The organism is Planobispora longispora (assembly GCF_016863135.1).
GTDB lineage: Bacteria > Actinomycetota > Actinomycetes > Streptosporangiales > Streptosporangiaceae > Planobispora > Planobispora longispora.
Map to the genome: position 1 here is coordinate 131,354 of NZ_BOOH01000037.1, position 12,428 is coordinate 143,781.

General features: G+C 67.4%; 8 protein-coding genes. 4 read left to right on the forward strand and 4 right to left on the reverse strand.

Annotation, left to right across the window (positions count from 1 at the left end; all coding sequences use genetic code 11):
* Window positions 1-183: 183 nt before the first annotated feature.
* The 3 genes from Plo01_RS22740 (at window position 184) to Plo01_RS22750 (ending at window position 3,378) form a co-directional block, all read left to right on the forward strand.
* Window positions 184-456, forward strand: coding sequence for a hypothetical protein (locus Plo01_RS22740; RefSeq protein ID WP_203892690.1), 273 nt, complete (start codon window positions 184-186; stop codon window positions 454-456).
* 100 nt (window positions 457-556) lie between these two features.
* A complete protein-coding gene (locus Plo01_RS22745; protein ID WP_203892691.1) occupies window positions 557-1,900 on the forward strand; it encodes an MFS transporter in 1,344 nt (447 codons plus the stop codon).
* 386 nt (window positions 1,901-2,286) lie between these two features.
* On the forward strand, window positions 2,287-3,378 hold the full coding sequence (locus Plo01_RS22750; RefSeq protein ID WP_184946596.1) for an LLM class flavin-dependent oxidoreductase: 1,092 nt from the start codon (window positions 2,287-2,289) through the stop codon (window positions 3,376-3,378).
* A gap of 286 nt (window positions 3,379-3,664) precedes the next feature.
* On the opposite strand, the gene Plo01_RS22755 is transcribed toward Plo01_RS22750, so the two are convergent.
* The 4 genes from Plo01_RS22755 to mftG form a co-directional block, all read right to left on the reverse strand.
* Window positions 3,665-5,164 carry a flavin-containing monooxygenase gene (locus Plo01_RS22755; protein ID WP_203892692.1) on the reverse strand — a complete coding sequence of 500 codons (1,500 nt, stop codon included), beginning with the start codon at window positions 5,162-5,164 and terminating at the stop codon, window positions 3,665-3,667.
* 36 nt (window positions 5,165-5,200) lie between these two features.
* Window positions 5,201-5,995 (reverse strand): alpha/beta fold hydrolase, encoded by a 795-nt coding sequence (locus Plo01_RS22760; protein WP_203892693.1) that lies wholly within the window; start codon window positions 5,993-5,995, stop codon window positions 5,201-5,203.
* Between the two features lie 605 nt (window positions 5,996-6,600).
* On the reverse strand, window positions 6,601-8,109 hold the full coding sequence (locus tag Plo01_RS22765) for an MFS transporter (RefSeq protein WP_203892694.1): 1,509 nt from the start codon (window positions 8,107-8,109) through the stop codon (window positions 6,601-6,603).
* 243 nt (window positions 8,110-8,352) lie between these two features.
* The gene (gene mftG, locus Plo01_RS22770; protein ID WP_203892695.1) at window positions 8,353-9,909 is read right to left on the reverse strand and encodes a mycofactocin dehydrogenase MftG; all 1,557 of its coding nucleotides are present in this window, start codon (window positions 9,907-9,909) and stop codon (window positions 8,353-8,355) included.
* Between the two features lie 529 nt (window positions 9,910-10,438).
* Between mftG and Plo01_RS22775 the strand changes: the two genes are divergently transcribed.
* On the forward strand, window positions 10,439-11,737 hold the full coding sequence (locus Plo01_RS22775) for an aspartate aminotransferase family protein (protein ID WP_203892696.1): 1,299 nt from the start codon (window positions 10,439-10,441) through the stop codon (window positions 11,735-11,737).
* Window positions 11,738-12,428 lie beyond the last annotated feature (691 nt).

Below are 12,428 nucleotides of genomic sequence, written 5' to 3' on the forward strand. Positions count from 1 at the left end.
TCGAATCCAGTTCAGCGGCTCCCGTGAACCCGATCCAACACCGGACCGATCCCAAGATCACGGCAAAGGGGCAGTTCCTTGCGATCCCTCTGGAGCCGATCCGAGGCTCCTTACGAGAGCCCTCATCACGTCGTCAGCGGTGGCGACACCCCGTCAGTACACGCCTCCATGCTTCCACATCCTGTGCACCGCAGGTCCGGCAAGGGCGCACGGCTCGTCGACGTAGAAGGCGACAACCCGGCCGCGACGGTAGCCGGATCCGCTGCAGCGGGCTGGCATCACCGCCGCGAACTGGTCCTTGCCGGACCGCTGGAACGCGGCATCTGCGCGGCGGCCTGGGGCCGGCTCCTTCTCCCCACCGTCCACTCCGCGGATCAGACCGCCGGGACCGTCGAGGCATTCGTCGACGCCCTCGGCCTGATCCGCCCTCCCGAAATACAGGCCGGCGCGATCTGAGCGCCTGCTGCACCAACGCTTACGGACCATGCCGGGGGCGAGGCACCCCCCTTCCTCGCCTACATCATCCCCGCTCCCCATCCTCACCACAGGAGGTCCGATGGATTATTCCAAAATCAACCCGCTTGATCATTCAGACGCAGAGGACGGCGTCACGTTCGAGGCCTCTCGGAGTGAGCCCGTACCCGCGCAGGATGACATGGCACCGGTAGGCAAGAGGTTCATCAGTCTCTACACCTTGGCTTCGCTCGCCACAGCGACCGCGATCAACACACCGCTCTTCGTCACTCTCGCCCTACGCGTCTCCGAAATCGATCCCGACGGCAAGACCACCTCTTTTGCTCTCCTCTCCGGAATGGGCATGCTGATCGCGACGATCAGCGCGCCCGTCTTCGGCACCTTGAGCGACAGGACGCGGAGCCGATTCGGTATGCGCCGCCCATGGATCGTCTTGGGCCTCATCGGCACGGTCTTCGGCGGATTCCTCATGGGCATCGCGCACGACCTGGTCACGCTGGCCGCCGGCTGGATGCTGATGTCGGCCTTCGGTACGGCCGTGGCCTCCCTGCTGCTGACGGCCATCTCCGACCGGGTACCCGGAAACCAGCAGGGCCTGCTGGGCGGACTCGTCGGCGCGAGCAACCTCATCGCCGTGATGGTGGGCAGCCTGATCATCGCCTTCGTCCCGCACAGCTCATTCCTTCAAGTGAACCTCCCGGTGGCCATGGCGGTCATCGCGGTCCTCGCCTTCATTCTGTCTTTCCCCGATCGCCTCCCGCAGGAGCGGGAGGACACGGGCGACGATTCGCCGGCCGCCGGCGGGAGGTTGCGCAATCTGCTCGCGGGCATGCGCTTCGACCCGCGGCAGGCGCCCGACTTCGCACGTCTTCTCCTTTCCCTGTTCCTGATCTCCCTAGGCGGAGCACTCGGAACGACATATGCGGTGTATTTCATCGAGGATCATCTGAGAGTGGGTTCTGAGGAGCTCGCCACGGTCATCGCCTACAGCAACGCGGCCTCATGTCTCCCCGCGCTCCTCGGCAGCCCGCTCGCGGGGTGGCTCGCCGACAGGTTCGGCCGACGGCGGCCGATCCTGCTTTTCGGCACGGTGTGCAGCGTGATCGGGCTCCTGATCACCGCGTTCAGCAATGATCTTCCCACGTTCTACCTGGGAGCACTGGTGGGCGGCATCGGACTGGCCGCCTATTCGGGGGTCTATCTCGGGTACGCGATCGCCACCATGACCGACACGGAGAACAGCGCAAGGAATCTCGGTCTCACGAACGTCGCGATCTCGATTCCTCTGACTCTGGCCCCTTTCCTGACGCCGTTCTTTCTGTCCCTGGGGTCCGGCGAGCACAACTACATCAGTCTCTATATCACCGGAGCGGTGATCAGCATCACGGCGATCCCGGTGATGTACACCGTCCGCAACGCCCGGTAACGCTTCCGACATCCTCGGGCCCGGCAGTCGACCGCAGGAGAGGGCGTCCCTTCCCACCATCAGGAGACGACACCCTCTTCTCCGTCACCCCGGACTCACCGACGATACAACCGAGTTCGCCCCCGTCCTTCGGGCGGCGCATCGTTCACGAGACGGCACTGGCCGGTAACGGCAGGGGGCCGAAGCCGTCATGGCCGCTGCACAGCGGGACGTCCCAACTGACGCCCTGGCTCAAGGCGATGGCGCTCGGGCTCGATGTCGCAGGACCCGCCGAATGCCAGACTCTGGCCAGAGAACGCGGCGTCGCGCTTCTTTCCGGCCCGTCCAGAGCGTCAACCGGCTGCTTCTCTTCAATCCAACGATTCCGACGGTAACCCGGAGGCTCCATGGACATCGGTCTGTTCTACGCCCATCAGTTGCCCTCGACGCCTCCTTCCGTGGGGTTCGAGTGGGACCTCCAGACGGCCCGCTGGGCTGAGGAGTACGGCCTTGCGGAAGCCTGGTTCTCGGAGCACTTCACGGAGGGCTACGAGCGCTGGAACTCGCCGGAGCTCCACATCGCGGCACTTTCCCGTGAGACGTCCCGGATCAAACTCGGTACGGCGGCCAACCTGCTGCCGTACCACAATCCGGTAGCCCTGGCCTACCGCCTGATGGCGCTCGACCACATAACCAAGGGCCGCCTCATGGTCGGCTTCGGCGCCGGCGCCTACCCGACCGACGCCCAGCTGTTCGGCACCTCGATGCCCGAGCAGAACCACGAAATGCTGGAGGAGGCCCAGGACCTCATCCGACGCATCTGGGCCAACAAGGGCGAGAGCCTCAAGATCCAGGGTAAGCACTTCGGTGTCGACGTGCCGCCCAACGACAACCCCCTTCTGCTCGGCAACCACTGGCGGCCCTACCAGGAGAACGGCCCCCGCGTGGCCATGGCCGCGTTCTCACCGCGCTCCTCCACCCTGTTCAGGGCGGGGGCCCGAGGGGACATCCCGCTCACCATCGCGATGACCGACGAGTTCCTCGCAGGACACTGGGAGGTCTACGCGGAAGGCGCCGCGAGCACCGGCCGCACCCCGGACCGCCGGGACTGGCGGGTGGTGCGTGATGTGATCGTCGCCGACACCGACGAGGAGGCCTTCGCGCTGGCCTGTTCCACGCCACTGCGGCGGACTCAGGAAGAGTGGGTCCTTCCCTACAACATGGACAACATCGCGAAGATGCTCCCCGAGGGGGTGAGCCCCGAGGACCTCAACATCGAGGCGCTCGCCTACTTCCAGTGGATCGTCGGTTCCGTGGACACGGTCGTCGACCGGTTGGCGGCCGAGTACGAGCAGTGCGGTGGCTTCGGATCTCTCCTGGTCTACAACTACGACTGCCACGAGGAGCCGGAGGCCTTCCGCCGGCACCTCGAGCTGCTGGGCACCGAGGTGGCGCCGCGGCTGACCGAGCGGGTCGGAAAGCTGACTTCTGGGCACTGATCTGCGACGACAAAAGGCGATGGCAGCGGTGTATCGCTGCCATCGCCTTTTGCGTGGCTGTGAGCCACCTGGTGGTGCCAAGCAGGGGCCGGTTCGGGCGGCTCCGGGCACAGCAGAGTTCCCGCAGCCTGATAGAGCACCGTCTTTCGACTCCTGTGCGACGGCGATCGCATCGCACGCGCATGTGAGGAAGCCGTTGGCAGGATGCCTGCCAACGGCTTCGTAGCGCAGGTCCCGGGAGAGCCGCGGCCTGGAGGGGCCCAGACCCCGCGGGGACTGTGTCCCGTCAGGCTCGCGCCGCGCTCTGCTCGCCGTGGTCGTAGGCGGCCGGGTCGAAGGGGGCGCACTCGTCTCGGAAACGGTGGGCGAAGTCCGGCCAGGACAGCGTCGCTCGCCCGTTGCGGGGGTCGAGGTACCAGCTGCTGCATCCGCCCCGAATGATCACTGTTTCGGCGGCCCCCTCGTCCAGACGCTTCGCGAAGGCGTTCTCGATCTCAGAAGAGACTTCCAGGACCCGCCCATCGTGTGCCGAGCGCCAGTCCAGCGCCGCGAGAAGGTGGTCGATCTGGGCTTCGATCATGTAGATGACCGAGTTGTGGCCCAGGCTCGTCCCTGGCCCGTTGAGCAGGAAGAGATTGGGGAATCCTGCCGTGGCGATCGACTTGTAGGCCTGCATTCCGTTCGACCAGTGGTCGGCGAGAGCGTTCCCCCCACGCCCGAAGATCCGGTACGACGACGGGAGGTCGTAGGTCTCGAAGCCGGTCGCGACGACCAGGACATCGAGCTCGAACGCCTCTCCCGCGGCGCTGAACGCCGTCGAGCCTTCCACCCGTTCCAGGGCCGCCGCTTCGAGGTGCACGTTGGGCCGCTGGATGGCCGGGTAGTAGTCGTCGGACAGCAGGATCCGCTTGCAACCGATCGTGTAGTCGGGGGTGAGCTTCGCGCGCAGCTCAGGGTCGGATACCTGCTTATCGAGGTGGCTCAACGCCTGCCAGCTGGCCTCTGCGAGGTAGTCGTCGATGAGACGGCGGGCGGCGAAGCGGGAGTCGTTGTACCAGAACAACATCTCCCGCATCTCCTCGACCGTGCGCTGATCGCGGCGGAAGAGATTCTTCTCCGCTTCGGAGAAGACACGGTCCCGGCGGGGCTGGATGTAGGGCGCCGAACGCTGGAACACGACGAGCTGATCGGCGATCTCTGCGAGCTGTGGAACGATCTGGATCGCCGAGGCTCCGGTTCCCACCACGCCGATGCGCTTTCCAGCCAGCGGGAAATCGTGGTTCCATCGGGCGGAGTGGAACAGCTCGCCGGTGAAGGTCTCCAGGCCTGGCACCTCGGGCAATTTGATGTCCGTCAGGTGTCCGGTCGCGGCGACCAGGACGTCACCGTAGAACTCGCCTTGCGGCGTCCGGACCGTCCAGCGGTGGTCGTTCTCATTCCAGCGGGCCTCGAGCATCTCGGCGCCGAAGCGCAGGTGTGGTCCCAGGCCTTCTTCTCGGGCCGCCGCCCGCAGGTAATCCCAGATCTCCTGACCGGGTGAGAACATTCGCGACCAGTCGGGGTTCGTCCGGAAGGAGTAGGAGTACAGCGGCGAGGGAACGTCACATGCCACACCTGGGTAGGTGTTGTCCCGCCACGATCCGCCGACATCATCGGCTCGTTCCAGGATGACGAACGAGGTCTCGCCGCGCCGGCGGAGCTGGATGCCGAGGCCGAGGCCGGAGAATCCGGCGCCGACGATGATCACTGAAACGTCGCGCAACGCGTCTGGGGTGGAGGTGGGCACATCAAGCTCCTTCGGATGGAGGTACGGGGGTGCGGGTCAGGGTCGGCGGGCCGGCAGAATCGCGCCCGCGGGGTACTGGTTCGGGTTGGCGTTGAACGCTGCGATCAGGTGCACCAGTTCGGCGGGCCGCTCGACGACCATCGCGTGGCCGGAGGTGACTTCGGTGTATCGGGCGTCCGCGATGGCGCCGAAGAGCCGCTTGGACTGCCTGAACGGCGTCATCAAGTCGTCCGTGCCGGCGACGATGAGGGTCGGGCAGGCGATCTTCGGTGCGACATCGGTGAGGTCCACGTGTCGGTTGATCTCCATCTGGGCTGCCATGACGTCGTCGGTCCGGAAACTCGACACGAGCGCTTCGATCTCACCGTCGCTCAACATCGCCAGGAGAGGCGCGCTGAAGGCGCAGAAAGCCTGGTAGCGCCGGAGCGCTTCGACGTCCGACTGCCGCAGGGCCCGCCAGACATCGTTGCGCAGCTTCTGCTGCGCGTCGGTCTTCAGCCAGCCGGCCATCAGGATCAGTCCCCCCACCAGGTCCGGTCGGGTGCCGGCGGCGGTGGCGGCGACCACCGCGCCGAGCGAGTAGCCGGCGAGGGTCACGGGCCGGTCGGGAAGGACCTTCTCGATCACTGCCTGGACCTGCTCCGCCATCCGGATCTGTCCTTCGTCCGGCGGGCCCTGCGGGGTGGCCAGGTCCACTGCCACTACTCTCTGCTTGGCCGCCAGCATGGGGAACAGGAAGCCGAAATGGCTGCGGGTGCTGCCGCCGGTTCCGTGGACCAGCACGATGGGCGGAAGACCGCTGTGCTCGTCGACCGAATCGAAGAAGTTCACCTCAAGGTCACCGATGTGAAGTGAGCCGTGGTTCTCTTTGACGTCTCCGGCAGTTGCCGGAACCGTGCTAGCCGTTGACATAGCTCTCCTTGCCAAGGTTTATGATCATGTGCTGTTACGGTCCGCCGGTCCTCACCGCCTTGCGGACGGGGTGGGCCTCAACCGGTGACGGTCAGCGCACGGAATCGGCTGCCGTGGAAGACGAGCGGCGGTCGAGCGGGATCGCCGAGCAGGGACACCCGCTGGGAGAGCAGCTCTTCCACTGCCACGCCGGCGGCGAAGAGGTGAAACCACCCTCCGCCTCGTCATCCACCCCCGGACCTGCTGATCCGCGAGCGGGTTTATGACTGCTCCGACTATCGGCCAGTGCCGGCGCTGCTCATTGAGCAGGCGCGCCAGGGCATAGGACGGCTCTGTCATCCGGCCGGACGAGGCCTGCCGCTTCGCGTTTCGGCCGCGATCATGGCGGTCTGCTTTTCATGGTGCTTCTCCGTGGCGGTGCGGTCGGGCGCAGATCGTGCCCGCTTTTTCCGCCCCGTGCCGATGTGGCATCGGGTGGGAGGCCAACGGATCTCACTGAGGTCGATCGGAATGCGGCCAATGATTTATCTGCCGTCCCGGAGACGTGGCGTCTTGACGAGTGCGGCCGCCACGGCGGCCCCGACGAAGAAGACGGCCCCGAGCAGGAAGATCTTGTTGTAGACGTCCTCGGTCGGCAATTCGATCGGTCCTGTCCCGGTGACGACCATCTTGACGTCGCTCACCAGCAGAGCCCCCACCACTGCTGCGCCGACGGCCCCGCCGATGGTGCGCGTGATCGAGTTGATCGAGTTAGCGACCCCGGTCTCTTCCGGCCGCACGTGCGCGACCAACAACACCGGCATCGAGGCATAGGCAGCGGCGATGGCGAGGTCACCGACCATGATGGCGATCACGACCTCGGCGGTCGTGGCATGCCGGAGCGTGAACATGAGCATCGCCCCGAGACCGACGAGGCTGCCCAACACCAGAATGATCTTGGGGCCGAATCGCTGAACCAACGATCCGAGGATGGGACCGGCCAGAATGGCGGCGATAGCACCCGGCAACATGTAGACGAACGCCGTGCGGAGACCGTCTGCGGCGAAGCCGTATCCAGAACCGGTCGGCGCCTGAACGAAGTAGGTGGCCCCCATGTAGAGCACCAGCATGGCGAGACCGACACAGAAGCCGGCGATGTTCGCCGCCAGCACGGGGCCGTTCTTGAGCATGCCGACGGCGACCAGTGGTTGCGACGATCGAGCCTGAGACCAGACGAAGGCACAGAGTGCGAACGCCGCGATGCCGAAGAGCCCGAGTACGGGAGCCGAGGCCCACCCCCAGCGTTCACCTTGGGAGATCGGCAGCAGCAGCGCCAGGAGGCCCGAGGCCAGCAGCGCGGCGCCCGCATAGTCCACCCGTCCGCCCGGCCCGCGCCGTCGTGGAAGCCGCGTCGCGAGCAGCAGGACGAGACAGCACAGCACCACGCTGAGCCAGAAGATGCGGCGATAGTCCGCGCCGTTCAGTGTCAGCAGCCCTCCCGCGACGAGGGCGAGACATCCGCCGACGCTCATCGCGGACGCGGTGATGGCCATGGAGCCGGCCAGCCGGTGTGAGGGCATCTCCCGGTGGAGGACGCTCATGGCGAGCGGGAAGAGACCCAGGCTCACGCCTTGGAGCGCTCGCGCCAGGATCAGCAGTCCCACGCTGTGGGTGAGAGCCCCGAGAAGGCTGCCTGCCAGAGCCACGGTCAGCACGCCGATGAATGCCACTTTGTGGCCGTGGACGTCTCCCAGCCTTCCCATCAAAGGCGTCATGGCGGAAGCACTCAGCAGAACGACGGTGGTCGCCCATGCCACTGTGGTGAGCGAGGTATTCAACTGGCTGGCCATCAACGGCAAAGCCGGCACCACAGTGCTCTGGATCATCGACAAGAGGAATCCGGCGCTCGCCATCGTCAGCAGTACCAGCCGAGGAGATCCCTCCTCGGTGCCCTCCCGGCAGCGCTCCCGGCGCTGCCTGCCGCCTTTGGGCGCGGCATCGCCCAGGACGGGCTCCTTGGCATCTGCTTGTGTGGCGCCGCTGTCGTCAAGCACTTTCGGTCCCCCTCCGCAACCGGTCGGCGTGTGCGAACCTCGGCGCCGCCCGGCATACGCCGAAAGTCTGGCCGTTGTGCCGATCTACGCATTGCGTCTGCGTGCCACGGTGTCGGCGCAGTGCGCCGCTGCGCACCGGTCTGCCTGCACGTCGGCCTTTCGGGACTTCGATGAAGCCGCTCCCAATCCCTGGCCTGATCCGCATGGACAGGTTGCTCCGGACGGCCGCTCTTTTGCGGGTACTCAGGCCAGCGCCTCCGCGATCACCTCTCCGACCAGCACGGCCGAGTTCGCCGGGCCGCGTAGGGGGGCGGCCGGCAGGATCGACGTGTCCGCGACGGTCAGATCGGCCACTCCATGGACCGCGCCGCTCCCGTCCACGGCCGCCGCCGGGTCACCGGAGCGGCCCATCGGGACGGTCCCGCAGGTGTGCTGCGACGTGCCGAGCCGGGTGGCGATCCACTCGTCGAGCCCCGTGTCGTCCAGATCGACGACCTCGGCCCGCTCGGCGGTCAGCTCGGCGAACGCGGCCGATCCCAAGATCGCCGCTGTCGCCCTGACCGCTTGGCGCAGCCGTCGGCGATCTTCCGGTTCGGCCAGATAGCCGTAGCAGATGCGGGGTGGAGTGTCCAGGTCGGGCGAGAGCGCGCGCAACCGGCCGAGCGGCCGGGGAGTCTGCACCGAGACGAGGAACGCATGCGGCGCCCCCGGCGCCGTGGTCTGGCCCCTGACGAGTCCCGCCATAGGCACGAGCGACTGAAGGATCTCCAGGTCGCCAGGCTCGCCTCCCCCCGAGCCCAGGTGGAGCGCCCCGCCCAGCCAGCTGTCCTCGGGCTCCGGCAGCGTACGGTTGGGCACCCACTCGACGACGACCTGTGGATGGTCGCTGAACGCGGCGCCGATGGCCGGAAGGTCGTGGACGACCTGGATTCCGGCGGCGGTCAGCACCTCGGCCGGGCCGATCCCCGACACCTGCAGCAGGTGCGCCGAGCCGAACGCCCCGGCGCACACAATGACCCGGCCTGCCTCGATCACCTCGGCATGACCGTCCCGGACCGCCAGGACACCCGTCGCGCGCAGGCCACCCGGTCCCCGTCGCAGCACGATGGAACGCACGGTGCAGTCGCCGTGTACGGCGAGGTTCGGCCGGGAGATGATGCCCAACAGGTAGGCGGCCCCGGTGTTGATCCGCACGCCGCAGGCCACATTGGTGGGAACCGGCCCGAACCCCGGGGGACCTTGGGCGTTCTTGTCGGCTTCTGCGGTATGACCCAGTTCCCGTGCGGCCTCCGCGAAGGCGTGCGCAGCGGGGTGGGTGAGCGAAGTCCGCCGGACCTTGATCGGCCCGGTCCCGCCGTGCAGGTCCGACTCCCCCATGTCGAGATCGTTCTCCAGCCGCCGCAGCAAAGGAAGCGCCGCCTCGTAGGACCAGCGGGCATCTCCGGACGCCGCCGCCCAGCGGGCGAAGTCAGACTCCCGTGCCCGGATGAAGTAGCCGCCGTTGACCGTCGTCGAGCCGCCGAGCACCTTCCCGCGAACCGCCATATAGGGCCGCCCCGGCGCGAGCTCTGCCGGATAAGCGTTCGTGGTGGTCAGACGGGGCCGTGCACCTGGCACCAGCCGCGCGTCGAGAAGGTCGGCGGAGAATCCGCCGACCGGGACCGGCCCTGCTTCGAGGACCAGCACCGACCGGCTCCGATCGGCGCTGAGCCTCGCCCCGAGCACCGCACCCGCTCCCCCGGCCCCGACGATCAGCACGTCGGGGCGGCCGTCGACCGCCGGGACCGAACGGAGGCCCATTGACCCCACCCCATTTCTCTCGCGCTTGATGCCTTTCACATCCCGGCAGGAGTCGCGGGAGCGGTGTGAGGACCGGATAGACGAAAGGCGGTTCCGGGGAGACCGGGGTGAAGGAACCGACCGCCGTTCCATCCGGGATACCGCTGTCGCCCCACTTGGCGATACAAGCTCCGCACGCCATGGACGGTGTTCCGACTATCGGTCGCAGCGTCCACAACTCATTGAGCGAACGCGCCAAAACGTTGGACGGGGCTGCCGCCCTGCATGCTCTGTCCTGCGTGACGGCCGCACCTCAGGTGACGCGACCTTCCGATCCGGCCGACTGGTCGACCATGGACTTCCTTGCCCTGCCGTCCAGCCGAAACCCCGTCCGTAGCGACGGACGCCTTGCTTCTACAAGCTGGCACTCGTCGTCAATGATCCCGCGGCCGCCGATGCCAGAGTCGGATCAGGACGCGGCGTTCCGCACGATCGGATCGCGGACGCGGACGCGGTCCGAGAACTCTGGTCTCGCGCAGGAGGAAGTGGCATGGTGTCGCAGTGGAGCGCGTCGAAGACGGCGCTGGACCGGGCGCAGCGAAGCATCGGTGGAGGCGTGACGTCGAGCGTGCGCAGCTCGGTCAAGCCCCACCAGATCTACTTCGCTTCGGGTAACGGACCGCGCATCGTCGACATCGAGGACAACAGCTATATCGACTACGTCCTGGGCTGGGGGCCGCTCCTGCTGGGACATGCGCACCCGCAGGTCGGCGCGGCGGTCAAAGCGCAACTCGATCGGGGAACCCTGTTCGGCGGCGGGAACCTCACCGAGATCGTCGCGGCCGAGAAGTTCCTCGCCGCGCTGGGATGGGCCGAGCGGCTGCTGTGGTCCAATACCGGCACCGAGGCCGTGCAGATCGCACTGCGCCTGGCGCGTTCCCACACCGGCCGCGATGTCGTCATCAAGCTCGGCGGCGGGTACCACGGCTGGCATGACACCGTCTTCGCCAGCGTCGTCGTCTACGGTGGCGGGGGAAGCGCCATCCCGCATTCTGCGGGGCAGCCCGCGTCCTCGCTGGCCGACCTGCGAGTCGGCCTCTACAACGACCTCGACGCCTGTGCGGCGCTCTTCGCCGCCGAACCCGGCCGGGTCGCCGCGGTCCTGGTGGACCCGACCTCGTCCAACACCGGAAGCGTGGTTCCCGCTCCGGGCTTCCTCGAGGGCCTGCGCCGCCTGTGCGACGAGCACGGAGCCCTACTGATCTTTGACGAGGTCGTCTCCGGGCTGCGGCTCGGCCTCGCCGGCGCGACCGGACGATTCGGGGTCACCCCCGACCTGGCGACCTTCGGCAAGGCCATCGGCGGCGGGTTGGGGGCCTCCGCGGTGGCGGGACGCGCCGACATCATCGACCTCGTCACCCGGGACACCGTGCACTCGGGCACCTTCAACGGCAACCCGCTGGCCATGGCGGCGGTCGACGCCACGATGGACGTGCTCAGCGCGGACGGGGTGTACCCGCAGATCGAGAACACCAGCCGGACCCTCGTGGAAGGCATCCGGGCTGCCGCGGCCAAGACCGGGCATACCATCGCCGTCCACGGCATCGGCGCGACCGCGCTCGTCGCGCCCGGCCTGCCGGAGATCACCGGCCCGGACGACTTCATCACCGCCGACTGGCACTGGTGGGACGACCTCCTCGTTCCGGAGATGCTGGCCCGCGGCGTCTATCTGCTTCCCCATGGAAGGCTCTTCCTGTCCACCGAACACGGCCCGGCCGAGGTCGCCGAGACCGTCGCCGCCTTCGCCGAGGTCTTCGCCATGCTGCCGCCCCCGCGCGTCACCTCCTGATCCGGCGCCTTAGAGGATGTCCTACGGGGTGAGCCGGGCGTCAGTCAGGCACGGGTAAGAGTGTGTGGCGGTGAATCGCTTCCGGGTGGATCCGGGGAGATCACCCGGCCGTCGCTGTCGTCGGCGCAGCTGCGCCCGCGGGGAGGGCGGGACGCAGAATGCGCCTGATGAAGCGGTGTTCGAGGCCATCATCTACCTGTTGATAGAGCGGGTGTGCGTGACAGGCTCTGCCGTCGCATTTCGGGACCTGAAAAGTCCGCCGCGCATCACCGGGGCCGTTCTCGAGACGGCCTGAAGCACGTTGACGAGATCCCGTCCGACCACCTCGATCGGACGGGATCTTACTGCGCTCCCGGATGGCGTGGCCGTTGACGGGCTCTTCCGAGCATGGATGACGGTCATGGAGAAGGGCACTGACGGTGTGCGGCCATGCGGGCGCACCACAGACCGGCCGGTCGGCATGTTGTGGAGGCGGTGATCCCGCCGGCAGCTCGACAGTCGGTCGCAGGAGGTCACCCCGACTCGGGCGGGCCGTCGCCTCGCCCCGGGAAGTGATCAACCGTTCCTTGGCCCGCCGACAGGTTGACACCGCTCGTGAGCACCCCTCACCGCTTCCTCATCCGGTCGCGAGCCCCGGGGGGGGAGCAGGCTGCGCCGAGCGGTGCTCGGCAAACTTGCCGCTCCTGAGCCG